The 26,254-nt window shown below is 74.2% G+C and carries 23 protein-coding genes and 3 tRNA genes; 8 read left to right on the top strand and 18 right to left on the bottom strand.

The annotated features are described in order from the left end of the window. Positions 1-38: 38 nt before the first annotated feature. Together AB2U05_RS22985 and AB2U05_RS22980 are read right to left on the bottom strand one after the other, a co-directional pair. Positions 39-533: a DUF3145 domain-containing protein gene (locus AB2U05_RS22985; RefSeq protein WP_045693740.1), complete on the bottom strand. Its 495-nt coding sequence runs from the start codon at positions 531-533 to the stop codon at positions 39-41. A 368-nt stretch (positions 534-901) separates the two neighbouring features. Continuing rightward, on the bottom strand, positions 902-1,927 hold the full coding sequence (locus tag AB2U05_RS22980) for an NADP-dependent oxidoreductase (protein WP_045693738.1): 1,026 nt from the start codon (positions 1,925-1,927) through the stop codon (positions 902-904). A 103-nt stretch (positions 1,928-2,030) separates the two neighbouring features. On the opposite strand from AB2U05_RS22980, the gene AB2U05_RS22975 reads away from it, so the two are divergent. Together AB2U05_RS22975 and AB2U05_RS22970 are read left to right on the top strand one after the other, a co-directional pair. Next, complete coding sequence (locus tag AB2U05_RS22975; protein ID WP_369184109.1) at positions 2,031-2,495, top strand: MarR family winged helix-turn-helix transcriptional regulator; 465 nt, start codon at positions 2,031-2,033, stop codon at positions 2,493-2,495. Positions 2,496-2,616: 121 nt separating this feature from the next. Further along, positions 2,617-4,143 (top strand): LCP family protein, encoded by a 1,527-nt coding sequence (locus AB2U05_RS22970; protein ID WP_369184108.1) that lies wholly within the window; start codon positions 2,617-2,619, stop codon positions 4,141-4,143. Positions 4,144-4,338: 195 nt separating this feature from the next. Here AB2U05_RS22970 and AB2U05_RS22965 read toward each other — a convergent pair whose 3' ends face one another. The 9 genes from AB2U05_RS22965 to AB2U05_RS22925 form a co-directional block, all read right to left on the bottom strand. Beyond that, positions 4,339-5,262 (bottom strand): 1-aminocyclopropane-1-carboxylate deaminase/D-cysteine desulfhydrase, encoded by a 924-nt coding sequence (locus tag AB2U05_RS22965; RefSeq protein ID WP_369184107.1) that lies wholly within the window; start codon positions 5,260-5,262, stop codon positions 4,339-4,341. A gap of 184 nt (positions 5,263-5,446) precedes the next feature. Then, complete coding sequence (locus AB2U05_RS22960) at positions 5,447-6,082, bottom strand: response regulator transcription factor (RefSeq protein WP_045693831.1); 636 nt, start codon at positions 6,080-6,082, stop codon at positions 5,447-5,449. A 28-nt stretch (positions 6,083-6,110) separates the two neighbouring features. Continuing rightward, positions 6,111-7,400 carry a sensor histidine kinase gene (locus AB2U05_RS22955; protein ID WP_369185984.1) on the bottom strand — a complete coding sequence of 430 codons (1,290 nt, stop codon included), beginning with the start codon at positions 7,398-7,400 and terminating at the stop codon, positions 6,111-6,113. Beyond that, positions 7,397-8,194: an ABC transporter permease gene (locus AB2U05_RS22950; RefSeq protein ID WP_208615423.1), complete on the bottom strand. Its 798-nt coding sequence runs from the start codon at positions 8,192-8,194 to the stop codon at positions 7,397-7,399. Before AB2U05_RS22950 ends, AB2U05_RS22955 begins: the two co-directional genes overlap by 4 nt. Before the next feature lie 33 nt (positions 8,195-8,227). Then, positions 8,228-9,133 carry an ABC transporter ATP-binding protein gene (locus AB2U05_RS22945; RefSeq protein WP_045693729.1) on the bottom strand — a complete coding sequence of 302 codons (906 nt, stop codon included), beginning with the start codon at positions 9,131-9,133 and terminating at the stop codon, positions 8,228-8,230. A 276-nt stretch (positions 9,134-9,409) separates the two neighbouring features. Further along, positions 9,410-10,147, bottom strand: a complete 738-nt coding sequence (locus tag AB2U05_RS22940; RefSeq protein ID WP_369184106.1) for a GPP34 family phosphoprotein — start codon at positions 10,145-10,147, stop codon at positions 9,410-9,412. Positions 10,148-10,194: 47 nt separating this feature from the next. Then, positions 10,195-10,422, bottom strand: coding sequence for a hypothetical protein (locus AB2U05_RS22935; protein ID WP_045693727.1), 228 nt, complete (start codon positions 10,420-10,422; stop codon positions 10,195-10,197). Positions 10,423-10,434: 12 nt separating this feature from the next. Beyond that, positions 10,435-11,379, bottom strand: coding sequence for an SPFH domain-containing protein (locus AB2U05_RS22930; protein ID WP_369184105.1), 945 nt, complete (start codon positions 11,377-11,379; stop codon positions 10,435-10,437). A 263-nt stretch (positions 11,380-11,642) separates the two neighbouring features. Then, positions 11,643-11,716 (bottom strand) — tRNA-Ile (locus AB2U05_RS22925). Between the two features lie 191 nt (positions 11,717-11,907). On the opposite strand from AB2U05_RS22925, the gene AB2U05_RS22920 reads away from it, so the two are divergent. Both AB2U05_RS22920 and AB2U05_RS22915 read left to right on the top strand, forming a co-directional pair. Further along, entirely contained in the window at positions 11,908-12,768 is an 861-nt protein-coding gene (locus AB2U05_RS22920; RefSeq protein ID WP_244178681.1) for a serine protease, read from the top strand. 107 nt (positions 12,769-12,875) lie between these two features. Further along, on the top strand, positions 12,876-13,628 hold the full coding sequence (locus AB2U05_RS22915; RefSeq protein WP_045693719.1) for a serine protease: 753 nt from the start codon (positions 12,876-12,878) through the stop codon (positions 13,626-13,628). A 141-nt stretch (positions 13,629-13,769) separates the two neighbouring features. Here the strand turns inward: AB2U05_RS22915 and AB2U05_RS22910 are convergent. Further along, positions 13,770-13,842: transfer RNA gene (locus tag AB2U05_RS22910), tRNA-Asn, on the bottom strand. A 62-nt stretch (positions 13,843-13,904) separates the two neighbouring features. Further along, a tRNA-Asn gene (locus tag AB2U05_RS22905) sits at positions 13,905-13,977 on the bottom strand. 242 nt (positions 13,978-14,219) lie between these two features. On the opposite strand from AB2U05_RS22905, the gene AB2U05_RS22900 reads away from it, so the two are divergent. From AB2U05_RS22900 to AB2U05_RS22885, 4 genes are all read left to right on the top strand, one after another. Next, on the top strand, positions 14,220-14,513 hold the full coding sequence (locus AB2U05_RS22900) for a hypothetical protein (RefSeq protein ID WP_045693717.1): 294 nt from the start codon (positions 14,220-14,222) through the stop codon (positions 14,511-14,513). A 133-nt stretch (positions 14,514-14,646) separates the two neighbouring features. Beyond that, positions 14,647-16,083: an FGGY family carbohydrate kinase gene (locus AB2U05_RS22895; RefSeq protein ID WP_369184104.1), complete on the top strand. Its 1,437-nt coding sequence runs from the start codon at positions 14,647-14,649 to the stop codon at positions 16,081-16,083. 118 nt (positions 16,084-16,201) lie between these two features. Next, the gene (locus AB2U05_RS22890; RefSeq protein ID WP_369184103.1) at positions 16,202-17,605 is read left to right on the top strand and encodes a glutamate decarboxylase; all 1,404 of its coding nucleotides are present in this window, start codon (positions 16,202-16,204) and stop codon (positions 17,603-17,605) included. Between the two features lie 397 nt (positions 17,606-18,002). After that, complete coding sequence (locus AB2U05_RS22885) at positions 18,003-19,118, top strand: DUF2690 domain-containing protein (RefSeq protein WP_369184102.1); 1,116 nt, start codon at positions 18,003-18,005, stop codon at positions 19,116-19,118. 26 nt (positions 19,119-19,144) lie between these two features. Here the strand turns inward: AB2U05_RS22885 and AB2U05_RS22880 are convergent, their stop codons facing one another. The 5 genes from AB2U05_RS22880 to AB2U05_RS22860 all read right to left on the bottom strand — a co-directional run bounded on the left by AB2U05_RS22880 (position 19,145) and on the right by AB2U05_RS22860 (position 25,941). Then, a complete protein-coding gene (locus AB2U05_RS22880; protein WP_369184101.1) occupies positions 19,145-20,320 on the bottom strand; it encodes an RNA polymerase sigma factor in 1,176 nt (391 codons plus the stop codon). A gap of 154 nt (positions 20,321-20,474) precedes the next feature. Continuing rightward, a complete protein-coding gene (dnaG, locus tag AB2U05_RS22875) occupies positions 20,475-22,382 on the bottom strand; it encodes a DNA primase (protein WP_045693707.1) in 1,908 nt (635 codons plus the stop codon). A gap of 71 nt (positions 22,383-22,453) precedes the next feature. Further along, positions 22,454-23,761, bottom strand: a complete 1,308-nt coding sequence (locus AB2U05_RS22870; protein ID WP_045693705.1) for a deoxyguanosinetriphosphate triphosphohydrolase — start codon at positions 23,759-23,761, stop codon at positions 22,454-22,456. A gap of 95 nt (positions 23,762-23,856) precedes the next feature. After that, entirely contained in the window at positions 23,857-24,828 is a 972-nt protein-coding gene (locus AB2U05_RS22865; RefSeq protein ID WP_369184100.1) for an SGNH/GDSL hydrolase family protein, read from the bottom strand. Between the two features lie 168 nt (positions 24,829-24,996). Beyond that, positions 24,997-25,941 (bottom strand): PAC2 family protein, encoded by a 945-nt coding sequence (locus AB2U05_RS22860; protein WP_045693703.1) that lies wholly within the window; start codon positions 25,939-25,941, stop codon positions 24,997-24,999. Positions 25,942-26,254: the final 313 nt, after the last annotated feature.

Here is a 26,254-nt window from a genome sequence, read left to right as displayed (position 1 = left end):
CCGGCGCTCGTGACGAGCACCGGCCCCTTCCGCCGTTCCTAGACCACCTGGTGCAGCCAGCGCACCGGCGCGCCCTCGCCCGCGTACCGGAACGGCTCCAGCTCGTCGTCCCAGGGCTTGCCGAGCAGCCGGGAGATCTCGGTCTCCAGGTCGGCGCCCTCGCTGCGGGCGCGCAGCAGCACGGCGCGCAACCGGTCCTCGGGGATGAGGATGTCGCCGTGGATGCCCGTGACGGCGTGGAAGATGCCGAGCGAGGGCGTGCTGCTGTACCGCTCGCCCTCCGCCGTGGCGCAGGGCTCGCTGGTGACCTCGTACCGCATCAGCTGCCAGCCGCGCAGCGCGGAGGCGAGCTTCGAGGCCGTGCCGGGCTCCCCCTGCCAGGAGAGTTCGGCACGCCAGTGCCCGGGCGAGGCCGGCTGGCGGATCCAGTCCAGGCTCACCCGAACCCCGAGCACCCCCGCGACGGCCCACTCGACGTGCGGGCACAGCGCGCGGGGCGCGGAGTGGATGTAGAGAACTCCACGTGTCGTCACCGGGACCTCCAGGCTGTGGACGAGGGTCGCCTTCCCCAGCTGCCTCGTGCCTGCAGTCGATCCACGATCACTGATCCACGTTTACCCACGTTAGCTGACATTAAGCCACTAAATTGAGCAAAACGGACAGGCTTTCGCTCAATGCTAGTCGAATCCCCGACTGGGTCCACCCTTCGGTCGGATCTCTCCCCCGAACGGCCCCATCACTGGGCGAGACCCACCGTACCGCGCCCGGCCACAGGTCGACTGACGCACTTTCGAATCCGGCCGGAATGCGGTAGTGAGGCCCGATCCCCTGCGCCGTGCACGCGAACCGCCCCGCGCGCCCCGGTTCGGGCGGGCGGGGCGGTCAGCTTCCTGACGTGGAGTCAGCCCTCCAGGCGGACGACCATCTTGCCGGTGTTGACGCCGCGCAGCAGGTCGAGGAAGGCCTCGGCGGTGTTCTCGAAGCCGTCCACCACGGTTTCCTCGCCGCGCAGTTCGCCGGACCGCAGCCAGCCGGCCACCTCGGCGACGAACTGCGGCTGCAGGGCGTCGTGGTCGCGCACGAGCATGCCCTCCAGGCGCAGCCGCTTGCCGATCGCCAGGGCGAGGTTGCGCGGGGCGGCGGGCGCGGTGGTCTCGTTGTACTGGGCGATCGCGCCGCAGAGCACCGCGCGGCCGTGCACGGTCAGGGCGCCGATCGCGGCCTCCAGGTGGTCGCCGCCGACGTTGTCGAAGTAGAGGTCGATGCCGTCCGGGGCCGCCTTCGCCAGCTGCTCGGCGACCGGGGCGTCCTTGTAGTTGAACGCGGCGTCGAAGCCGTACTCGTCCACCAGCTTGGCGACCTTCTCCGCCGAGCCGGCCGAACCGACCACCAGCGAGGCGCCCTTGAGCTTGGCGATCTGGCCGACCAGCGAGCCGACCGCGCCGGCCGCGCCGGAGACGAAGACCTTGTCGCCCTCCTTGAGGCCGCCGACCGCGAGCAGGCCGGCGTAGGCGGTCATGCCGGGCATGCCGAGCACGCCGAGGTAGGCGGAGAGCGGCGCGGCCTGCGGGTCGACCTTGACGGCGTGCCGGGCGTCCAGCGTCGCGTACTCGCGCCAGCCGAGGCCGTGCAGCACCGCGTCGCCCGGGGCGAAGGCCTCGTCGCCGGAGGCGACCACGTAGCCGACCGCGCCGCCGTCCATCGCCTTGCCGAGCTGGAACGGCGGGACGTACGACTTCACGTCGTTCATCCGGCCGCGCATGTAGGGGTCGACGGAGAGGAAGGCGTTGCGGACCAGGATCTCGCCCGGGCCCGGGGTCCGGACCGGGGCCTCGACCAGGGCGAAGTCGGTCGGCACCGGCCAGCCCTGCGGGCGGGCGGCGAGGTGCCATTCACGGGCGGCGGCGGGGACGGCCTGCTCTGCCATGACGGGTGCTCCTTGGGGGTTCGGCGCATGAAAGGTTGACCAACTGAAGTAACCATGGGCATGAAAGGTTCATGATGTCAACTTTTCAGGTAGACTCGGAGGCATGGAAACCCAGCCGACCCAGGCCGCCGCGGCGGAGCCCGACGAGATCACCCGCGAGGTCGTCGACCTGATGGCGAACCTGGTCGCACTCTTCCACCGGGAGTACGAGGAGGCCGCCGCCGCCCGTTCGCTCACCGGCGCCCAGGCCAAGGTGCTCGCCCTGCTGCGGCGCGGCCCGATGCCGATGCGCCAGATCGCCCAGACGCTCAGCTGCGAGCCGTCCAACATCACCGGCATCGTCGACCGGCTCGAAACCCGCGGCTTCGTCACCCGCGCCGCCGACCGGCAGGACCGCCGGGTCAAGCTGGTCGCCGCCACCGACACCGGCGCCGCCGCCTCCGAGGAACTGCGCGAGTCGCTGAACTTCGCCCGCGAGCCGCTGGCCGCGCTCGGCCACGACGAGCGGGCCGTCCTGCGCGACCTGCTCCAGCGGATGCTCGCGGGCGCCGCCGGGCCCGGTGCGTGACCAGGATCACAACCCGCGGGCCCCAATCGGGCCCCGCCCGGCGGTAACCGAACCGCCCGCCAGAACGTCTAAAGTTCGAACGTCTGTCGAACGAAGAAGCTGAAGGCGGGGGGCTCGGAGGATGAGCAGCAGCACGCGCAGGCGCCGCTACCTGCGGACCGCCATCGGCCTGGCAGCCGTCCTGGTGCTGTCGGTCGTCGGCGCCGGCGCCTGGTTCTACCACCGGCTGGACAGCAACATCACCACCTTCGACGCGGGCGGCGTCGCCACCGAGCGCCCGCCCGCGCCCGTCCCGGCCTCGCCCGGCGCCCAGGTGCCGGTGAACGTCCTGCTGCTCGGCTCGGACACCCGGGACGACGGCAACAACTCGCTCGCCGGCGGCGACGAGGGCGTCGGCAACTCGGACACCGCGATCCTGGTGCACGTCTACGCCGACCACAAGCACGCGGTCGGCGTCTCGATCCCGCGCGACACCCTGGTCACCATCCCGTCCTGCAAGCTGGCGGACGGCACCTGGACCAAGCCCCGGACCGACCAGATGTTCAACTCGGCGTTCGGCATCGGCGAATCCCCCAAGGGCAACCCGGCCTGCACCCAGAACACCGTGGAGGCGATCACCGGGCTGCGGATCGACCACACCATCGTGGTCGACTTCAAGGGCGCCGCCGCGATGACCGACGCCATCGGCGGCGTGGACGCCTGCGTGCCCAACGACGTCGACCAGTACGGCATCCACCTCAAGAAGGGCCTGCAGAAGCTCTCCGGGCAGTCCGCGGTCGACTACCTGCGAATACGCCACGGCATCGGCGACAACTCCGACATCGGCCGGATGAAGCGCCAGCAGGCCTTCCTCTCCTCGATGATCAAGAAGGTCCAGGACCAGGGCTTCTCACTGCCCACCCTGCTGCCGCTGGCCGACGCGGCCACCAAGTCGCTCACCGTGGACGAGGGGCTGGGCACCGCGATGAAGCTGGTGGACTTCGCCCGCTCGGTCTCCGACATCAAGCTCTCCGACGTCACCTTCGTCACCGCCCCCTGGCGCTTCGCCGGGGACCGGGTGCGGCTCGTCCAGCCCGACGCCGACACCCTGTGGAAACTGCTGCGCGAGGACCGCACCCTGGACGGGCACAGCACCTCCGGCACCGGCCAGGTCACCGCCACCCCCAGCCCGACCGCCACCGCCCCGACCGGCACCGCCCCGACCGGGCCGCTCACCGCCGAACAGGCCGGCGCGCCGATCACCGTGGTCAACGGCGTCGGCACCTCCGGACTCGCCGGCTCCGGCGCCGAGGCGCTCAAGGCCCGCGGCTTCCACAACATCACGCTCGGCGCCAACACCCCCGGCCAACAGCACACCGAGATCGCGTACGACCCCGCCCTGAAGGCCGCCGCCGACCAGGTCACCGCCCTCTTCCCCGGCGCCCGAACGGTCGAGGCACCCGGCTCCGAGTCGATCACCGTCACCCTCGGCCCGGACTACGCGCCGACCCCCGGGACCAAGCTCGACTCGGTCACCACCCCGACCACCGGCCCCGGTACGGGCGGCAGTACGGGCCCGAGCAGCGCGCCCAGCGGGGTGCCCACCGGGATAGCGGAGAACACCCGCGGCGCCGACACCGACCCGTGCGCCAACCTGACCTTCGGCTGACCGGCGGCACGGGCGCATGCCGGGCGGCGGTCTCCTGACCGCCCGCCCTGCGCGCCCCTGTGATCCCACGGCCCGCGCGCGATGACAGCGCGCGGGCCCAGCGGGGAATCGCCCGGCACCGCGCCGGGAGATTCGCCGCATGTGCGTCGCGAGGCCGAGGTGACGGCAGGTCCAGGGCCGCCCGGCGGGTGGGGCCTACTCAGGGTCCGGTAGGCCGGTGACCACGGCGGTCAGCCGGGTCCCGGGTGGGAAGGCGCCGGTGGCGGCCAGGTCGGCCAGTGCCGCCAGTAGCTTGGCGACGTAGCGCAGTTCCACCGGGACGCCGTGCCGCTGCTCGAACTCGGCGGCGAAGGAGGCGAGTTCGGCGGGCACCCGGCCGTAGCCGCCGCCGTGGTGCCCGTGGTCGATCCGCCAGTTCGCGAACTCCCGGCCGTAGGCGGCCCGGTGCAGCCGGGCGACCTCCGCCTCCAGGTAGCCCTCGCCGCCGCGCAGCACGGCCACGCCGAGTGCCCGCGCGCCGGGCGGCAGGCCGGCCGCGATGCCGGCCAGGGTGCCGCCGGTGCCGACCGGGCAGCACACCACGTCGCGCTCGCCCAGGTCGGGCAGCTCGGCCGGGATCGTGGCGGCGCCGGTCACCGCGAGCGCGTTGGAACCGCCCTCGGGGAGCACCAGGCAGGGCTCCCAGCGGCGCCACGGCGCAGCAGCGGTGGCGGTGGAAGCCCCGGAGCCGTCCGCCCGGCCGGTGGCCTCGCGGTACTCGGCCCGGGTCAGGAACTCCAGCCGCATCCCGGCCCGTTCGGCGGCCCGCAGCGACCAGTTGCGCGGCCGGTCGGCCAGTTCCGCGCCGCGCACCAGCCCCACGCTCTCCAGCCCGAGCGCGGCGGCCGCGGCCGCGACGGCCCGCAGGTGGGTGGAGTAGGCGCCGCCGAAGGTGAGCAGCCGGGTGTGGCCCTGCTCGACCGCCGCGGCCACGTTCGGCGCGAGCTTGCGCCACTTGTTGCCGGGGACGGCCGGGTTGAGCAGGTCGTCGCGCTTGAGCCGCAGCTCCACCCCCGCCCGGGCGAACACCTCGTCGGTGCAGTCCACCAGCGGAGTCGGCAGCAGGGCGGGTTCGAGCATCCCGCCAGGCTAGGGCGTGCCCGCCGATTCCCGCCAAGCGGGGGACGCCCCGGCGCGTGTGGTCGTCGGCCACACGCGCCGGTTGTGAGACGCCCGTGCTGCCGGCCACCCGGCAGCGCGGGGCCGGACGCGGCCCGGCCCGGGGCCGGGCTCGCCGCCCAGCCCGGCGACGGGCGGCGCGCCGCTAGCGGGGCCGGGTGGGGGTGAGGAGGCCGAGGTTGTAGCCGGCGGCGACGGCGGAGGCGCGGTCCTTGACGTCGAGCTTGCTGTAGATGTGGATCAGGTGGGTCTTCACGGTGGCCTCGCTGATGAACAGGCGGGCCGCGGCCTCCCGGTTGGTGGCCCCGGAGGCGACCAGGTGCAGCACCTCCACCTCGCGCGGGCTGAGGGCTTCACGGGCCGGGTCGGGGGCGGGCTCGCGGACCTGGCCGAGGAGTTTGGCGGCGACGGTGGGGGCGATCACCGAGGCGCCCCGGGCGGCCTCCCGGACGGCGTGGAACAGCTCGTCCCGGGCCGCGTCCTTGAGCAGGTAGCCGGTGGCCCCGGCCCGGACGGCGGGCAGCACGTCGGCGTCGGTGTCGTAGGTGGTGAGCACCAGGACCCGTGCGGGCAGGCCGCGTTCGGCCATCTCGCGGATCGTCGTGACGCCGTCCATCCGGGGCATCCGCAGGTCCATCAGCACGACGTCGGGCCGCAGTGCGGCGATCATCGGCAGCGCCTCGGCGCCGTCGCCGGCCTCGCCGACCACCTCGAAGCCGGGGGCGGCGGTGAACATGCCGCGCAGCCCGTCCCGGACCACGGGGTGGTCGTCCACCAGCATCAGTCTGATCGTCGTCCCGTCCACGCCTCTACTCCTCCATGCTGATCGCCGGCAGGGTCGCGGACACCGTGGTGCCGGTGCCCGGTTCGGTCTCCAGGTCGAGCCGCCCGCCGAGCCGTTCGGCGCGGCGGCGCATCAGACCGAGACCGTAGCCGCCGCCGGTGGCCCGGGAGGCGGGTTCGGCGGCCGGGTCGAAGCCGATGCCGTCGTCCCGGACGTCCAGGGTGACCAGGCCGGGCATGTACGACAGGGTCAGCCCGACGCGGGAGGCCTTCGCGTACTTGGCGGCGTTGGCCAGCGACTCCTGGGCGATCCGCAGCAGCGTCACCTCGACCTCGGGGTGCAGCGGCCGGGCCTCGCCGGTGACGGTCAGCCCGGCGGCGGTGTCGTTGTGCCGCCGCCACTGCTCGGCGAGGTCGGCCAGCGCCTCGGGCAGGGCGGCTCGTTCCAGTTCGATCGGGCGCAGCGCGTGGACGGCCCGGCGGGCCTGGGTGAGGCTGTCGCGGGCGAGCGCGGCGGCGTTGTCCAGGTGGCGCTGCCACTGCTCGGCCGGGGCGTCCTGTTCGCGGGCGCCCTCGGCGGCCTGCAGCTGGGTGACGATCCCGGCGAGGCCCTGGGCGACGGTGTCGTGCAGTTCGCGGGCGAGCCGGCGGCGCTCGTCGGCGGCCCCGGCCTCGCGGGCCTGGACGAGGAGTTGGGCGTGCAGTCCGGCGTTCTCGGCCAGCATCTCGGTCAACTGCCGGTTGGATTCGGCGAGTTCGGCGTTGGAGGCCTTGCGGCGGGAGCTCAGCCGTTCGGTGATCTCGCTCAGCGTCACGAGCACCGCGACGATGACCAGGTTGAAGGCGAGGACGGCCAGGAAGCCGCCGACCTGGGCGGCGGTCTGCGGCACCACCCCGCCGCTCTGGGCGAGCGAGCTGGGCACGGTGGTGACGGCCACCCCGACCGCGCGGGCCCGGCCGCGCAGGTAGCGGACAGCCTGCAGGCAGCCGGTGAAGGCGAAGAAGCCGAAGGCCGGGTGGTCCAGGACCAGGACGGTGATCAGCAGCAGCAGGACGGCGAAGTGGGCTTCGGCGTACCGGGCGCGGCCGTCCGGGCCGGGCCGCCGGTCCAGCACCAGGCGCAGTGCCAGCCACAGGAACGCGGCGGCCGCCGCCGGGAGGACGGCGGCGGCGGAGCGCGAGGTCGGGGTCGGCGCGGAGAGGGCCAGGGCCAGGGCGAAGAGCAGCGCGCCGAAGCAGACCGGGCCGATCGCTCGTTGCAACCGGCCCTGCCAGGCTTCGAGGTCCACCTCGTCGGCGGCCCGTTCCTTGATCATTCCCACCGGAACAGCTTGGCAGCCGCACCGCCGGCGAGCAGCGCGTACGCGGCGAGTGTGAGCAGGCCCACGATGTGCGGGAAGTGGCCGTTCCAGGAGTCCTGGAGGGTCTGGACGGCGGCGCCGCTCGGGGTGAAGTCGCCGATCCGGTTGAGGAAGCCGGGCATGAACTCGCGGGGCAGCCAGATCCCCGAGAAGAACATCATCGGGAAGAAGGCGAGGGCGCCGACCGCGTTGCCGGCCTTGGCGGAGGGGACGGCCGAGGCGAGCAGCAGGCCGACCGACAGCATCGCGGCGGCGGCGAGCAGGAAGGCCAGCAGGAAGCCCAGCGGCTGCTTCGGCAGCGCGACCCCGAGCACCGGCCCGGCGAGCACCACCAGCAGCACCGAGCCGGCCGCGATGGCCAGGTAGAGCGGCAGCAGGGCGCCGAACAGCAGCGCCGGGCGGACCGGGCTGGCGGACATCCGGCGCAGCACGCCGCGCTCGCGGTAGGCGGCGAGCAGTGAGGGCAGCGCGTTGAGCCCGAGCAGCATCAGGGTGAAGACGGCGAGGATCGGCGCGTACAGCTGGATGGTGCTCATGCCGTGCATGTCCGGCGAGGTCTTGCGCAGCGACGGGACGGAGCCGAGCACGAGCAGCAGGGCGACGGGGAAGCCGAGGCTGAAGAAGGCGGTCAGCGGGTCGCGCAGGAACAGGCGGGCCTCGGCGACGGCCAGCCGGCGGACGGCGTTGACGGTCGGGGCGGTGCGGCGGGTGGGGCCGGTGCTGCGGGTCTCGGTCATGGCGATGCTCACGGTGGTGGTCCTTGTCGGCTCGGGCGGGCGGGATCAGGCGGCGTCGTGGCGGGTGAGGGCGAGGTAGGCGTCGTCGAGACTGTGCTCGCGGATCCGCAGGCCGGTGACGACGATGCCCTCGCGGGCGAGCAGGCCGGTGACCTCGTCGGCGAAGTCCCCGGTGCCGGTGACCTCGATCCGGCCGTCCCGCTCCTCGACCCCGGTGACCCCGCGCAGCGCGGCCAGCCGGCCGAGGTCCAGCGGGGCGGTGGGGCGGAAGCCGAGCGTTCCGCCGGTGCCGGAGCGGGCGATCAGTTCGGCGGGGGTGCCGGTGGCCACGATCCGGCCGCCGTCGAGCACGGCGGCCCGGTCGCAGAGCGCCTCGACCTCGTCCATGAAGTGCGAGACCAGCACCACCGTGACGCCCTCGTCGCGGATCCGGCGGATCAACTCCCAGGTGTCGCGCCGGCCCTGCGGGTCGAGCGCGGTGGTCAGCTCGTCCAGGAACGCCACCTCGGGGTTGCCGATCAGGGCGAGGGCGATGAACAGCCGCTGCTTCTGCCCGCCGGAGAGCTTGTCGAACGGCGTGCGGACCTGGTCGGCGAGGCCCCACTCGTCCAGCAGCTCCCGCCAGTCGCGGGGGTTCGGGTAGAAGGCGGCGTACAGCTCCAGCGCCTCGCCGACCCGCAACGCGCCCTGCAGCTGCGCCTGCTGGAGCTGGATGCCGACCCGGGGGCGCAGCGCGGCGCGGTCGCGCAGCGGGTCCAGGCCGAGGACCCGGACGGTTCCGGCGTCGGCCCGGCGCAGCCCCTCGCAGCACTCGACGGCGGTGGTCTTGCCGGCGCCGTTCGGGCCGAGCAGGCCGAACACCTCGCCGCGCTGCACGCTGAAGGAGACGTCCTCCAGCACCTGGCGCCGCCCGTAGGCCTTGCGCAGTCCCGCCACCTCGATCACGGCCATCGCGCCGCTCCCTCCCGTTCGTCCGGGGTGCTTCCCCCGGCCTGCAACGAGCTTCCCGCGCGGGGGCCCTACGGCGGATCGACCGGCCGGTCAGAACGGTCGGCGGCGGCGGTTGACCGGTGATCAACCGATCGGTTGATGGGGACGGGGGCATGGACGGGGACGGGGACGGGGCGGCCCGGCAGCGGACGGACAGCACGGAGCCCGGCCGCCGTTCCTCGGCGACCGGGCTCCGGTCTCTCCCCCGTACGGGCCGTCTCCCCCGCGGAGGGCCCGTCAGACCACGGCGGCCTCTCCCGCGCCCTCCAGCGCCCGGCCGACCGCGCGGGCGACCAGCGCCCGGCCGAGCGCCCGCGGGACGGGGCCGGCCGCCGGGGCGAGCTTCTCGATCCGGCCGCGGTACCGGCTGCGGCCCTTGGGGTCGAGCGCCGAGCGCAACCGCCCGGCGGCGACCAGGGCGACCAGGGCCGCGTCGGCCGGGTCGACCCGGCTGAGCGGGCTCTTGAGCGCCGCGGTGACGGCGCCGGCCAGTGCCGCGCGCACCCGGGGGTCGCCGGGGGCGATCCGGGTGACCGGGAACACCCCGGCCACCCGGCGCCGGTGCAGTTCGATCCAGCCGGCCTCGGCCAGGCCGTCCCGCACCCAGCGGGCGGGCTGGTCGCGTCCGGCGGTCCGGGCGCCGCCGATCCACCAGCCCCAGCTGTGCGGGCGCTTCTCCTGGATCCGGCCCAACAGCCGTGCGCTGTACGGGTCGAGGCCCGCCGAGGCGGCGGGCTCGCGGACCCGGGCGACGGCCGTGCGGCCCTCCTCGCGGATCAGCCCCCGGCGCAGCAGTTCGGTCAGCGCCGCCGCCTGCAGCAGCAGGTTGAGGCTCTGCGACCCGGTCATCCGCCCGCGCCGCGGGTCGTAGGCCAGCAGGTAGAGCTTCTCGGGCAGATTGGCGGGCAGGTCCGTCGCGCGGTCCGTCTCCCGGGACGTCTCTCGGGACGTCGCCTGGTGCGTCTCTCGGTGCATCTCTCGGTCTCCCTCCGAGTTCTCCGAAAGGTGGTGGAGCGGCCCGGTCAGCTCGGGTCGGAACCGTCGCCGTCCGGGCCCTCCTTGGGCGGGCGGCCGCGCCGGGGCAGCCGGGCCGCGCCGCTGGGCATCCGGCCGGCCTCGTTGAGGGCCCTCCGGAGCAGGAACTCGATCTGGGCGTTGGTGCTGCGGAGTTCGTCCGCGGCCCAGCGAGCCAGTGCGTCGTGAACCGAAGGATCCAGTCGCAGCAGGAGCTTCTTCCGTTCCGTCGCCAACTCCGCGCCTAACTAGTAGAGGGAGCCCGTGTTCACGACGGGCTGGGTGCCGCGGTCGCCGCAGAGCACCACCAGGAGGTTGCTCACCATCGCGGCCTTGCGTTCCTCGTCCAACTCCACCACATCGCGTTCGGCGAGCCGGTCGAGCGCCTCCTCGACCATGCCGACCGCGCCCTCGACGATCAGCCGGCGGGCGGCCACCACGGCCCCGGCCTGCTGGCGCTGGAGCATCACCTGGGCCACCTCCGGCGCGTACGCGAGCCGCGTGATGCGGGACTCGATGACCCGCACGCCGGCCGAGGCGACCCGGGCGGCGATCTCGGCGGACAGCTGACGGGCGACCTCGTCCGCGCCGTCGCGCAGCGACAGCCGGTCCTCGCCGTGCGAGTCGTACGGGTAGCTGCTGGCGATGTGCCGCACCGCGGTCTCGGTCTGGATGGCGACGAAGTCGGTGTAGTCGTCCACCTCGAACACCGCCATCGCGGTGTCCTCGACCTGCCAGACGACGACGGCGGCCATCTCGATCGGGCTGCCGTCCGCGTCGTTGACCTTGGTGGTCTCGGTCTCGTGGTTGCGGATCCGGGTGGAGATCCGGCGGCGGCTGGTGAACGGGTTCACCCAGGTCATGCCGGCGGTGCGGATGGTGCCGCGGTAGCGGCCGAGCAGCTGGACCACCCGGGCCTCGCCGGGCGAGACCACCGTGAGCCCGCACATGAGCAGCAGCGAGGTGACCGCGAGCACCGGCCCGGCGATCGCCAGCGGGATCCCCACCCCCTTGCTCCCGGAGGACAGTTGGACGGCTCCGGCGATGACCGACCCCACCCCGGCCAGCAGGCCGAGCAGCCCGCCCAGGAGCACCGGCAGGCCGGAGCGGGCGGTGATGGCGTGTTCGGTGATCTTCGGGGCCGGAAGATCGATGGCAGGGCCGTCCTCGACGGCGAAACGCGGTGTGGTCATGAGACCGACTCCCCCCGGTTCAGGTGCGTGCTTGAGCTGTCAAAGTGATATCACTTTTTTCGCGCACTCCACCAGGGGCGGGACGATCGCAAGGCGGAAGAAGGGCGGGGACACGGGCGGGGAGACGGGCCGGGACGCGGGCGGGCCGGTGCCCGCACTCGGGTGAATCGCGGCGCGCCACACGGAACCGGGACGTGGCCGCGCCCTAGACTCTGCGTCGTCGCGGGCGGTCGAACTCCACGCCTGCGGACGGGTCGAGAAGGTGGGGCGGGTGGGACTCGAACCCACGACCAAGGGATTATGAGTCCCCTGCTCTAACCGGCTGAGCTACCGCCCCGGTTCGCCGCGCCGGCCCGGTCGTGGGCCACGGCAACAGCAGACGGCCCCGGAAGGCCGTCCCGGGCAGCATAGCCGGTCGATCAGTGGTGGTGCGCGCCGGGGGCGCACCTGGGTGCGCCGGGACGTGCGCCTCTTCCGGTGGACGACCCCGGCTGGCGCGGGACGGGGCGCACGGGGCAGCCTGGACGGATGACGATGCGTGGGACGGGAGCGGCGGCCGGGGTACTGGTGCTGCTGCTCGCCGCGGCCGGCTGCACCACCGCCGCGCGGCCGGGCGGCGGCGCACCGACCGTCACCTCGGCGCCGGCGACGGCCTCCGGCTCCGGCCCGGGGAACGACCACGGATGGAACCGGCAACGGCTCAAGGGCGCGACCGGCAAGCACACCGGCGTCACCCGCACCGCCAAGGCGAACGTGCCCAACGGGCTGGTCGGCGCGGTGTTCACGCGCAACGCGGACGGCGACCACTTCTGCACCGCCAGCGTGGTCGACAGCGCCGGGCTCAACCTGATCGTCACCGCCGCGCACTGCGTCTGGGACCCGAAGCTCGGCATGCGCAGCGACCTGGTGTTCGTCCCCGGGTACCGCCAGGGCGACACCCCGAGCGGCGTCTGGCCGCTGCTGTCGGTCACCGTCGACGACGCCTGGAAGTCGGACGCCGACCCCGACATGGACGTCGCCTTCGCCGTCGTCCAGGCCCAGAACGGGCAGCAGGTGCAGCAGGTGCTCGGCGCCAACCGACTCGGCGTCAACCGCGGCTACCAGGTCACCGTGCGGATCACCGGCTACCCGGGCAGCAGCGACGTTCCGATCACCTGCTCCAACACCACCACCGAGCAGAGCCCCACCCAGCTGCGGATCGACTGCCCCGACTACACCGGCGGCACCAGCGGCAGCCCGTGGGTCACCGACTTCGACCCGGCCACCCGCACCGGCACCGTGGTCGGCGTGATCGGCGGCTACCAGGAGGGCGGCGACAACCCGGACACCTCGTACAGCAGCTACTTCGGCGACCGCGTCCAGGCCCTCTACGACCGGGCCACGGGCTGACGGATCCGGGGCCGGTGGCGTCGACGCGCCCGGGCTGGTAGATCTTCCTCACGAACGGCGGAACGCACGGCCCGGTGCCCGCCCCGAGGAACCGAGACGGAGCCCCGATGGCCCCCCGCCCGGCACGGCCCGCCCGCACGGCCGGCACCGCCGCGCTCGCGGCGCTGCTGCTCGCCGCCGGCGTCGCCTGCGGCGGCGGGGACGACCGGACGGTCCCCACCGCCGAGGTGGCCCAGCAGACCCCGGCCCGGGACCGGATCGGCACCCTCTCCGTCCGCTCCGCACAGGGCCCGCGGGCCTGCACCGCGAGCGTCGTCCACAGCCCCGGGCGCAACCTGCTGGTCACCGCCGCGCACTGCGTGCAGAGCCACCGGGTCGGCCTGCTGGACGGCCTGGTGTTCACCCCGGGCTACCGCAACGGATACTCCCCGTACGGGAGTTGGCCGATCGCGGCGATCACCGTGGACCCGCACTGGACGGACGAGGGGGACCCGGAGTACGACGTGGCCTTCGTCACCGTGCGCCCGCTCGACGGCCGGCAGATCGAGGACGCGGTGGGCGGCAACCCGATCGGCACCGCGCAGGGCTTCGGACTGGCCGTCTCGGTGACCGGCTACCCGAACGAGAGCGACGAACCGATCACCTGCGCGGTCCGGACCCGCTCGCAGAGCCCCACCCAGGAGCGCTTCGACTGCGACGGCTACACCGACGGGACCAGCGGCAGCCCGTGGGTGACGGCCAACGGCACGGTGGTGGGCGTGATCGGCGGCTACCAGGAGGGCGGGGAATCCCCGGGCACCTCGTACAGCGTGACCTTCGACCGGCGGGTGGCCGACCTCTACCGGCAGGCCACCACCTGAGGGCCGGAGACGTCCGGAACGCCGGGAGGTCGCCGGACCTCGGGAACGTGACGAGCGCAACACCGGGGCGCGGCAACACGAAGGCCCCCCGGTCGTCCGAGGGGCCTTCGCTCTGAGCAGTCACCGGTCAGGCCGGCGCAGCTCCCCCAATTGGACTCGAACCAATAACCTGCCGATTAACAGTCGGCTGCTCTGCCAATTGAGCTATGGGGGATCGCTGAACTGAACTCCTGTACCACGCAAGGGAAACGAGCCCGCGAACGGGCTCCTTCCCAGCTCCCCCAATTGGACTCGAACCAATAACCTGCCGATTAACAGTCGGCTGCTCTGCCAATTGAGCTATGGGGGATCGGCTTCCGCTCCGGCCCCCGGTTTCCCGGGCTCCTCGGCGTTCGCTGCGGGACATACATTAGCGCACTCGGGGGGGTGGTCCGCCAATCGCTTTCCCCGGGCGGCCGGGCCGCAGCCCGGCGTGCCCGCGCGCGAGGGGTCGCGACCCCGGGGATCCTGGGGGCGCGGACGGTTCGCCGTCCCGACCAACGGGTAGGGCAAGGCGGCGGCAGGGCCGCCAGGAGAGGGAGGGTTGCGACCATGTGGAAGCTGTCCATGGCCGTGGGATTCGCGGCCGGCTACGTCCTGGGCTCGCGGGCCGGACGCGAGCGCTACGAGAAGATCGCCGAGGTCACCCGGCGGATCGCCGAGAACCCCTCGGTGCAGGGGGCGGCCGACCGGGCCCGGCACCAGGCCGGCGCGGTGGCCGGGAAGGCGGCCGGCGCGGTCGCGGACCGGGTCGGGGATCGGCTGCCGAACGCCGTCACCGACCGGGTGCCGTACTTCAAGCGCGACCGGGACGAGGAGGACGGCTGGGGCACCGTCCGACCGTGACGGCCCCGGCTACCGCCCGACGGTGACGGCCGGGTGGAACAAGGGCCAAGAACGCCCCAACGGGCCGTCCCGAACAGGCAACAGCCCACCCGGCCCGGACGCGTCCCGGGCCGGGCTGAGGCATGATCTCGACATGGCCATCGTCGCGGGGATAGACAGCTCCACCAGCAGCACCCGGATCGTCGCGTGCGACGCCGACACCGGCGCCGTGCTGCGCTCCGGCAAGGCACCCCACCCCACCCCCGACGACCAGGACCTGCGCCCCGGCGAGGCCGACCCGCAGATGTGGCTGCACTCGCTCGGCGACGCCGCCGCCGGCGGCCTGCTGGAGGGCGTCCGGGCGATCGGCGTCAGCGCGCAGCAGCACGGCATGATCGGCCTGGACGCGGGCGGGGTGCTGGTCCGGCCCGCACTGCTGTGGCACGACCCGCGCTCCGGCGGCGCCGCCGCCAAGCTGCTCGACGCCCTCGGCGGTCCGGCCGCCTGGACCGCCGCGATCGGCGCCGTGCCCGCCCCCACGTACACCGTCGCCAAGCTGCGCTGGCTGGCCGAGTTCGAGCCCGCCAACGCCCGCCGGGTCGCCGAGGTGCTGCTGCCGCACGACTGGCTGGTCTGGCAGCTGCTCGGCCACCCCAAGCGCCGCACCACCGACCGGGGCGACGCCTCCGGCACCGGCTACTGGTCCCCGATCACCGGCGAGTACCGGCAGGACCTGGTCGAGCTGGCCCTCGGCCACGAACTGAAGCTGCCCGAGGTGCTCGGCCCCGCCGAACCCGCCGGCCACACCCCCGAGGGCCTGCTGATCTCGGCCGGCACCGGGGACAACATGGCCGCCGCGCTGGGCCTGGGCCTGCGCCCCGGCGACGCGGTGGTCTCGCTCGGCAGCGCCGGCACGATCTTCGCCGTGCACGAGGAGGCCGTGGTCGACCCGTCCGGCCTGGTCTCCTCCTTCGCCGACGCCACCGGCCGCCACCTGCCGATGGTCGCCACCCTGAACGCCGCCCAGGTGCTGCGCTCCACCGCCGTGATGCTCGGCACCGACCTGGACGGGCTCAGCGACCTCGCCCTGCACTCCTCCCCCGGCGCGTACGGCCTGGTGCTGCTGCCCTACCTCGACGGCGAGCGCACCCCCGCGCTGCCGCACGCGGCCGGCACCCTGACCGGCCTGCGGGCCGAGGCGATGACCCCCCAGCACCTGGCCCGGGCCGCCGTCGAGGGCATGCTGTGCAACATCGCGGACGCGCTGGACGTGCTGCGCGGCCGGGGCGTCGCGATCAACCGGGTGTTCCTGCTCGGCACGGCCGGCCGGCTGCCCGTCGTCCGGCACGTCGCCCCGATGCTGTTCGGCGTCCCCGTCGTCGTCCCGCCGCCCGGCGCGCACGCCGCGCGCGGCGCCGCCCGGCAGGCCGCCTGGGCGCTGGCCGGCACCCCGGAGCCGCCGCAGTGGGAGCTGCCCGAGGCCGAGACCGTCGAGCCGGAGGGCGAGCAGGACCTGGCGATCGGCACCGGGGTGCGCCGGCAGTACCGGGCCGCCCGCGACCGGATCCACCCGGAGGCCGCCGCCTCGTAACGGCCCGTCGCCGTAACGGACCGTCGCGGTAACGGACCGTCGCGAAGATGCGACGCCCGGCGGCCGGTGGCAGCGTGGTTCGGGAAACGGCCACCGGCGGAGAGGGCGGCGGTACGCGATGGCGCTGCACAAGGGGGCCGGCGACGACCGCCGGCTGAGCATCGGCCCGTTCACCGACATCGCCGACCCGCTCGGCGCGATGCAGCTGGCGCCGCCGCTGCACCGGCTCGGCCCCGGCCCGGTGGCCGCCGACACCGCGTACCAGCTGGTCCACGACGAACTGCTGCTGGACGGCAATGCCCGGCTCAACCTGGCGACCTTCGTCACCACCTCGATGGAGGCGCAGGCCACCCGGCTGATGACCGAGTGCCTCGACAAGAACATGATCGACAAGGACGAGTACCCGCAGACCGCCGAACTGGAGCGGCGCTGCGTGTCGATCCTCGCCGACCTCTGGCACGCCCCCGACCCGGACGCCGCCATCGGCTGCTCCACCACCGGCTCCAGCGAGGCCTGCATGCTCGCCGGGATGGCCCTCAAGCACCGCTGGACGCGCCGCAACCCCGACCGCTACCGGACCGGGGCCCGGCCCAACCTGGTGATGGGCGTCAACGTGCAGGTGTGCTGGGAGAAGTTCTGCACCTTCTGGGAGGTCGAGCCGCGCACCGCGCCGATGTCCGGCGAGCGCTTCCACCTCGACGCCGAGCAGGCCGTCGCGCTGTGCGACGAGAACACCATCGGCGTGGTCGGCGTCCTCGGCTCCACCTTCGACGGCTCCTACGAGCCGGTCGCCGAGATCTGCGCCGCCCTGGACGCCTTCCAGGAACGCACCGGCCTGGACGTCCCGGTGCACGTGGACGGCGCCTCCGGCGGCATGGTGGCGCCCTTCCTCGACCCCGCGCTGGTCTGGGACTTCCGGCTGCCCCGGGTGGCGTCGATCAACACCTCCGGCCACAAGTACGGCCTGGTCTACCCGGGCGTCGGCTGGGCGCTCTGGCGGGACGCGGAGGCGCTGCCTGAGGAACTGGTCTTCCGGGTCAACTACCTCGGCGGCGAGATGCCGACCTTCGCGCTCAACTTCTCCCGGCCCGGCGCCCAGGTGGCCGCGCAGTACTACGTCTTCCTGCGGCTCGGCCGGGAGGGCTTCCGGGCCGTCCAGGGCGCCTGCCGGGAGGTCGCCGGCTACCTGGCCGGGGAGATCGGGAAGCTGGGCTGCTTCCGGCTGCTGACCCACGGCGACCAGGTGCCGGTGTTCGCCTTCACCACCACCGGGGACGTGCCCTTCGACGTGTTCGACGTCTCGCGGCGGCTGCGCGAGCGCGGCTGGCAGGTGCCCGCGTACACCTTCCCGCCGCACCGGGAGGACCTGTCGGTGCTCCGGGTGGTCTGCCGCAACGGCTTCTCCCGGGACCTGGCCGACCTGCTGCTCGCCGACCTCGGCCGGCTGCTGCCGGAGCTGCGGCGCCAGCCCGTCCCGCTGAAGGAGCTCGGGGTGCCGGCCCGCAGCGGCTTCCACCACTGACCGGGCTCCGGGACACGGCTACGGCGGGGAGGGCGCACCCCGTGCGCCCTCCCCGCCGCGCGGCCCGACGAACCGGGGCAGCCTCCCCCCGCGAGGCTGCCCCGATCGGTGGGGGTCGGGACCTGCGATCGAACCGGTCCCGGCGGACCGGGACGGTTCCCGAGCGTGTCGGCCGGTCGGCGAACCGGACCGGCCAGAGAACTCTGCACCACGGACACGTGAATGTTCGAGCGTTTCCAGGGGTTGTGAGACACTTCCGTCCGTCTCAGCGCCGGGACCAGGACTTTGAGACGCCGGACCGCTGAGGTTGGAGACGCGGAGACACCGAACGGCCGGGGCAGAGGCCGTCCCGCTCCGTCCGCCACCCGTCCCCCACTCGCATGTTTGGAAGGCCGCATTGGGTTCCGCCTGGAAGAAGCTGCCCGAAGAGCTGTCCGAGCCGGCCAGAGCGCTGGTCGACGGACTCCGGGCCGTCAAGGACTCCACCGGGCTGTCGCTCTCCGAGCTCGCCGCACGGACGCACTACAGCCGGGCCTCCTGGGAGCGCTGGCTGAACGGCAAGCGGATCATCACCGAGCAGGCGCTGGAGGCGCTGGTCGGGGCGGTCGACTGCGACGCGGCGGCGCTGCGGGAGCTGTGGCGGCGCGCGGCGGAGGGGCCGGCGGAGCTGCCCGCCGGGGAGGCGGCGGACGCGGACGCGCAGGCCGGGGCGGACCCGGAGACCGGGGCGGACGAACCCGTCGTCGAGGCGCCCGCCGTCGAAGCCACCGAGGAGACTGCCGCCGAGGGCGTCGAACCCCCCGAGGACGCCGAGGACGTCGAGGACACGGCGGAGCCCGCGCCGGCCGTCCGCTGGTGGCGGCGCCCGGCGGCGCTGATCGCCGGGGCCGCGCTGCTGGCCGCCGTCCTGGTGCTGACCGGCCTGAGCCTCTCGCGGCGCGGCGGGCCGTCCGAGCCCGTCGCCGACCCCCTCCCGACCGTCACCTTCACCGCCAAGGCCGCCCAGACCATCCCGGCCACCCCCGACTGCCGGGCGGTCGGCTGCGCGCACAAGGACCCGAAGTACACCGGCTGCGGCAAGGACGCCCGGACGCTGCAGACCCAGGTCGTCGGCAAGGTCGTCGTCTACCTCCGGTACAGCCGGACCTGCCAGGCCGCCTGGGCCGCGATCACCGAGGGCGAGCCCAAGGACTACGCGACCATCACCGACAGCAACGGGGAGAGTGAGACGGCGCTGATCCACTACGGCTACGACAACTACTCGCTGATGCTGAACGCGGCGGACCCGGCGCTCGGCTTCCGGGTCTGCGGCGACCAGCCCGCCGGGCACGACTGCACGGGGATCGTCACCGACCTGGCCTCGGTGGTGGAGTCCACCCCGATCCCGATCGGCCCCGCCTCCCCGCCGCCGGGCACGGGTGCGGGCGCGCAGCCGTCCACGGCGGCACCGAGCGGGACGCCCTCGGGAAGCCCCAGCCCCAGCCTGAGCCCCAGCCCGGCCCCGGGCCAGTAGCCGAGCCGGCCGGCCGGCCGGCCGCGCTAGTCGAGGTAGCCGCGCAGCTGTGCGGCGTAGGCGTGGTCGCGGAGCTTGACCAGCGTCTTCGACTCGATCTGCCGGATCCGCTCCCGGGTGACGCCGAACACCGCGCCGATCTCCTCCAGGGTGCGCGGCCGCCCGTCGTCCAGCCCGTAGCGGAGCTGGACGACCTGGCGCTCCCGCTCGCCCAGGGTGGCCAGCACCGCCTCCAGGTGCTCGCGCAGCAGCAGGAGGGTCGCGGACTCGGGCGGCGAGGCGGCGTCGGCGTCCTCGATCAGGTCGCCGAGCGCCACGTCGTCCTCCTCGCCGACCGGGGTGTGCAGCGAGATCGGCTCCTGCGCGAGCCGGAGCAGGTCGCGCACCCGGTCCTCGGTCAGCCCCAGGACGGCGGCGATCTCGGCCGGGGACGGCTCCAGGCCGCGCTCCTGCAGCAGCCCGCGCTGGATGCGCACCACCCGGTTGATCAGCTCCACCACGTGCACCGGCACCCGGATCGTCCGGGCCTGGTCGGCCAGCGCCCGGCTCATCGCCTGCCGGATCCACCAGGTCGCGTACGTGGAGAACTTGTAGCCGCGCGCGTAGTCGAACTTCTCCACCGCCCGGATCAGCCCCAGGTTGCCCTCCTGGATCAGGTCCAGCAGGGTGAGGCCGCGGCCGACGTAGCGCTTGGCGACGGAGACCACCAGGCGCAGGTTCGCCTCGATCAGCCGGCGCTTGGCGATCCGGCCCCGCACCACCAGGGTGTCCAGCTCGCGGGCCAGCCGGTCGGGCGGCGGCGGGTCGGCGTTCAGCCGCTCCTCGGCGAACAGGCCGGCCTCGACGCGGCGGGCCAGCTCCACCTCGTCGGCGGCGGTCAGCAGGCGGACCCGGCCGATCTCGCGCAGGTATTGGCGCAGCAGGTCGGCGGCCGGGCCGGCGGCGCCCGCCTCGGGCCGTTCGTCGGGCTCGGGCTCGTCGGGTTCGGCATCGGCTTCGGCTTCGGCTTCGGCTTCGGCTTCGGCCGAGCTGTCCGAGCTGTCCGGGTGCCCCTCCGGCAGCCCCTGGGCGGGGATCCGCGCACCGTCCGGTGGCGCCGCCCCGGCCCGGCCGTGGTCGGTCTCCTGCTCCCCGCCCGGTTCGGCGGGCGGCGGTCTGTGGCTGGTGGCGGTGGACGTCGCTGCGGCGGGGCCTTGATCCACGGGCATCCCCTCGGGGCGGGCGCGACTCTGGCGGACCCGCGCTGTTCGGAGGTGGGACGTCCTCCAGTCTGCGGTACGCCGCACTCCGCGGCCGAGACTCGTGCGCCGACTTTCTGCGCAGGCCCCCGGGCGCTCGACGTCGCCGCGGGGCGCCCTACAGCGCCGCCGCGCCCCGGCTGCGCAGCTGCTGGTCGTACTGCTGGAGCTGCCACAGCTCGGTCTGCACCGCGTGCAGCTGCTCCGCGTCCGCCCGGGGGCCGAGCCGCTGGAGGTAGGCCCGCACCTCGGCGATCCGCCGCTCCACGGCCAGGTGGCGCAGCTGGACCAGGAACGACCCCGCGTAGACGGCGTCCACCTTGCGGCGCGAGCGCACCGGCTCGACGGTCAGCTCGGTCACCAGCGAGCGCACCTGGTCGTCCGGGGCCGCCTCCCGCACCGCCGCGGTGAAGTCCGGCAGGGTCGCCCCGTACGCGGCGCCGCCGGCCTTGGCGATCGCCTGCCGGACGGCGGTGTACGGCGGGGTCGGGAACTCGTCCTCGCCGTAGTGGTCGAAGGCCGGGCTGACCAGGTCCGGGTGCTGCAGCGCCAGCTTCAGCAGCTCGCGCTCGACGAACTGCGCCGGGTCGCGCGGGTTCAGCCGGAAGGCCGGCTGCGCGGGGCGCGGCGGCTGGACCGGCTCGGGGCGGCGCTGGGCGGCCGCGCCGCGCGGGTTCTGCTGGCGCTCGCGGTCCCAGCGGGCCAGCTGGGAGATCCGGCGGACGACGAACTGCTCGTCCAGGATGCCGAGCATCCCGGCCAGCCGGACGGCGTACTCGTGCTGGATCGAGCGGTCCTTGATCTTGGCGACGATCGGGGCCGCCTCCTCCAGCGCCGCCGAACGCCCCTCCGGGGTGTCCACCCGGTGCCGGCCCACCACCGAGGTGAGCGCGAACTCAAACAGCGGGACCGGGTTGTCGATCAGCTGCCGGACCGCCTCGTCGCCCTGCGCCAGGCGCAGTTCGCACGGGTCCATGCCGCCGGGACTGACGGCGATCGAGGTCTTGGCGGCGAACTTCTGGTCGTCCTCGAAGGCGCGCAGGGCCGCCTTCTGGCCGGCCGCGTCGCCGTCGAAGGTGAAGACCGTCTCGCCCCGGTACTGCGAGGTGTCCATCAGCAGTCGGCGGATGATCTTGATGTGGTCCTCGGCGAAGGCCGTACCGCAGGTCGCCACCGCCGACGTCACCCCGGCCAGGTGGCAGGCCATCACGTCGGTGTAGCCCTCGACCACCACCGCGCGGCCCGACTTGGCGATCTCCTTCTTCGCCAGGTCGATGCCGTACAGCACGTGCGACTTCTTGTAGATCGGCGTCTCGGGGGTGTTCAGGTACTTCGGGCCGTTGTCGTCCTCGCGCAGGCGGCGGGCGCCGAAGCCCACCACCTCGCCCGCGATGTCCCGGATCGGCCACACCAGCCGCCCCCGGAAGCGGTCGATCAGGCCGCCGCGCTGGCCCTGCGAGGCCAGGCCGCCGACCAGGATCTCCTTGTCCGTGAAGCCCCTGCCGCGCAGGAACCGGACCAGGTGCTCCCAGCCCGCGGGCGCGTAGCCGACGCCGAAGGTCTTCGCGGCCTCCTCGTCGAAGCCCCGCTCGGCCAGGAACCGGCGGCCGATCTCCGCCTCCGGCGAGGCCAACTGCTCCTGGTACCAGGCCGCGGCCACCTTGTGCGCCTCGACCAGCCGGGTCCGCTCGCCCTGCTGGTGGCGGGGGCTGTAGCCGCCCTCCTCGTAGCGCAGCGTGATGCCGGCCTGGGCGGCCATCCGCTCGACGGCCTCGGCGAAGGTGAAGTGCTCGATCTTCATCAGGAAGGCGATGGTGTCGCCGTTCTCCTGGCAGCCGAAGCAGTGGAAGACGCCCTTGGCGGGGTTCACGTAGAAGGAGGCGGACTTCTCGTCGTGGAAGGGGCAGACGCCCTTGTACTCGCCACCGCCACCATTGGTCAGCTGTACGTAGTCGCCGACCACCGCGTCGATGGGCAGTGCGCTGCGCACCGCCTGCACGTCCTCGTCCCTGATCCGCCCGGCCACCCCGGAATTCTACTGGGGCGGCCGGGGGTTCCCGGCGCGCTGTGAGCGACGCCTCCCCGCCGGAGGGGCTGCTACGTCCAGGCGGAGCCGACGAGCTTGGCGTGCAGGGCCAGCGCGGAGGCGTCCGTGAGGGTCGCGATCTGGTCGATGACGGTGCGCAGGGCGGCCCGGTCGTCCTCGGCCTCGTGGTACATCGCGGCGAAGACCGGGTCGAGGCCCTCGGGGGCGCGCTCGGTGAGGACGTACGCCAGCTCGGCGATCACGATCCGCTGGCGGGCCCGCAGCTGGGCCTGCTCGTCGCGCTGCATCACGTACCGGACGGCGACCGCCTTGAGCACCGCGCACTCCAGCCGGACCTCGCGCGGCACCACCAGTTCGGCGGCGTAGCGGGTGAGCCGGCCCGGGCCGTAGCGGGCGCGGGTGGCCTGCTCGGCGGCCAGGCAGAAGCGGCCGATCAGCTGGCTGGTGAAGTCCTTGAGCCCGGCGCGGGCGCGGGCCGTGCCGTCGTAGGAGCGCGGCCAGAAGTCCTGGGCGAGCAGCCGGTCGAGGGCGGCGGCCAGTTCCTCGGGCTCGGCGTCCGGGGCGTAGCGCTCGGCGACCTTGAAGAGCTCGGCCCGCTCGCTCGGGGCGCGCAGCGCGGCCGGGTCGATGTGGCCGGCCTGGAGGCCGTCCTCGACGTCGTGGGTGGAGTAGGCGACGTCGTCGGACCAGTCCATGACCGTCGCCTCGAAGCACTTGCGCTCGGGCGGGGAGCCGGCCCGCAGCCAGCGGAACACCGGCAGGTCGTCGGCGTAGACGCCGTACTTGGGCGAGGCCGGGTCGGTGGGGTGGGCGCCGCGCGTCCACGGGTACTTGGTGGCGGCGTCCAGGGCGGCGCGGGTCAGGTTGAGGCCGACGCTGCGGCCGGGCCAGGGGGCGAGCCGGCTGGTCGGCTCCTCCAGGAGCGCGAAGCGCTTGGGTTCGAGCCGGGTGAGGATCCGCAGCGACTGGGCGTTGCCCTCGAAGCCGCCGCAGGCCTCGGCGGCCTGGTCGAGGGCCTCCTCGCCGGTGTGGCCGAACGGCGGGTGGCCGATGTCGTGGGCCAGGCAGCCGGTCTCGACGAGGTCCGGGTCGCAGCCGAGCGCGGCGCCCAACTCCCGCCCGACCTGGGCGCATTCGAGGGAGTGGGTGAGCCGGGTGCGCGGGAAGTCGCTGCGCATGGGGGCGACGACCTGGGTGGTGCCGGCGAGGCGCCGCAGCGCCGCCGAGTGCAGCACCCGGGCGCGGTCGCGCTGGAACGCCGTACGGCCGGGGCGTTTGTCCGGTTCGGGGACCCAGCGGGCCTCGGCGGCGTGGTCGTACGGGAGCGGGGCGGCGAGGCGGTGCGCGGTGTCATCCATATGCCTCTCACGGTACGCCGCGCCTCCGACACGCGGGGTGTGCCGCGCACGAAGGAGTGCGGGCCGGGGCGTGAACGGCGGTTGGCGCGCCGGTCTCAGCCGCGGACGGCCTTGAGGACGGCGGCGGCCATCGCCTGCTGCCCCTTGGCGTTGGGGTGGACGGGGGCGAGGCCCGGGGCCGGGAAGGGCGGTTCGATCCAGCGGGCGGCCTCGCCCGCGCACATGTCGTGCCCGGCCGAGGGGGCGGCCGCGTCCACGAACACCGCGCCGGCGGCCTCGGCGCGCTTCCTGAGCATGCCGTTGAGCTGCTGCTCCTCCTCCGTGAGGAAGCCGAGGTCGGCGCCGGCGAGCCCGCGGCCGAGCACCGGCGCGCAGCCGGCCGGGTCCGCCGGGAGCAGCGCCGGGTAGCCGACGACGTAGACCCTGGCCTGCGGGGAGCGGCGCCTGATCTCCTGGAGGGCCTGGCCGAGCCGGTCGCCGGCCGCGTCGACCTTGCCGCGGATCCGGTCGGTGCCGCCGGAGACGTAGTGGTCGCGGCAGGGCGAGTCCGAGCGGCCGTCGCCGATCAGGCCCTTGACCGCGTCGACCAGGTTCTCCTTGGCGCACTCGGTGAGGACGTCGGCGAAGCCCGCGTCGTTGCCGCCGATGCCGAGGGTGACCAGCCGGGTGGCGGAGGTGAGCGCGTCCAGCTGGGCCGGGTTGACGCCGCCGTCGGTCCGCTGCGGGCCGGTCAGGTCGCCGGTGACGGCGCCGCTGCAGCTGACGTCCCGGAACTGGCCGGGGCCCAGGCCCAGCTCCTTCGCCACCAGGGACGGGTAGTTCACCGACGAGCGGGAGCAGCCGCGCGGCTCGCCGGTCTGCGGGGCGATCTTCAGGCCGGCGGTGTACGAGTCGCCGAGCGCCACGTACGGGCCGGTGGGCGTCGGGGTGGGCGTGGGCGTGGGGGTCGCGGCGGGCCGGTCGCGCCCGGGCAGGGCGCCCGCGAAGCCCTTGCCGCCGCCGTCCGTGCCGCTCCCGGCGGTGCAGCCGGCCAGCAGCAGCGCGGCCAGACCGGCCGTCAGCGCCACTGCCGGGCGCGCGCCCGGGCGTGGGCGTGGGCTCGGTCGTGCGGTCCTCGGCATGGCATCCCCCGGGGGTCGGTCTCGACGGGCAGCGCGCTACGGCGGCCCGTCCCCCGGGCACCCGCCGGTCTCAACGCCCGGGCACCGCCCGATGACTCCCGGGCCGGAGGTGACCTAATCGGCGCCGCGCTCGTGCTCGGCCAGGAACTGCTCGAAGCGCCGGCCCAGCTCGTCCGCCGAGGGCAGGTCGACCGGCTCGGCGAGCAGGCTCTCCCGGCTCTCGGCGCCGGCGACGGCGTCGTACTGGCCCTCCATGCCGCGGATCGCGGAGCGCAACTCGCCGTCCCCCTGGGCCAGCTGCTCCTCGATGTCGGCGTACACCTCGCCGACCTGCTCGCGCAGCCGGACGCCCGGCAGCACCAGGCCGGTCGCGGACTGGACGGCCTCCAGGATCACCACGGCGGCCGCCGGGTAGGCGGAGCGGGCCACGTAGTGCGGGACGTGCACGGCGAAGCCCAGCACGTCGTGCCCGGCCTCGGCGAGGCGGTACTCCAGCAGGGCCTGGACGCTGCCGGGCACCTGCGCCTGCTCGAACCACTGCGGGTAGCCCGCCGCGAGGTCGAGCCGGTTGCCGTGCGGCGTCAGGCCGACCGGGCGGGTGTGCGGCACGCCCATCGGGATGCCGTGGAAGTCCACCGCGAGCCGGACCTCGAAGCGCTCCACCAGCTCGCGGACGGCGCGCGCGAAGCGCTCCCACTCCACGTCCGGCTCGGGGCCGGTGAGCAGCAGGAACGGCGCGCCGGCGGCGTCGCGGACCAGCTGGAGCAGGATCTCCGGCGGGTCGTAGGACGTCCAGCGGTCGCGGTCGAAGACCATCGCCGGGCGGCGCGCCCGGTAGTCCACCAGGCGGTCGTGGTCGAAGCGGGCGACGACCTGCGGCGAGCCCGTCTCCAGCAGGTGGGCCACCACCTGGCCGCCGGCCTCGCCGGCGTCCATGAAGCCCTCGAAGTGGTGGAGCAGCACCAGGCCCGCGCCGGTGTCGCGCAGCTCCGCGGTGGCCGCGGCCACCGCGGCCACGCCCCGCTGGTCCAGCTCGTACAGCGCCTGGAAGTCACGCACCGCGCACCCAACCCCGTTCTCCGACTAGTCCCGATTCTCCGGCTTCTCGTCCTCTCCAGCGTGCCGGGCCCCGCCGGAATTCCCGCGCCGCGGACCTCCCTCGCCCGCCGCGCCGGACCATGATCGCACCCGAAGGGAAAGCCCCTGGTCACAGGGGTGCGAAAGCCCTATCCTGGGCTCCCGTGGAGGGCCCGCCGACACATTCGCGCGCCGCGAAGTGACGCACCGCCTTCTGGCGGGTATCGTCCTCTCGCTGCCTCGCATCGTCGCGTCGTCGTCACGTCGTCCGTAACGCCGTCGATCACGTCCCGGT

Source organism: Streptomyces sp. Y1, assembly GCF_041053115.1.
Lineage (GTDB): Bacteria > Actinomycetota > Actinomycetes > Streptomycetales > Streptomycetaceae > Kitasatospora > Kitasatospora rubellomurina.
This window is presented reverse-complemented; position numbering and strand designations above follow the sequence as displayed.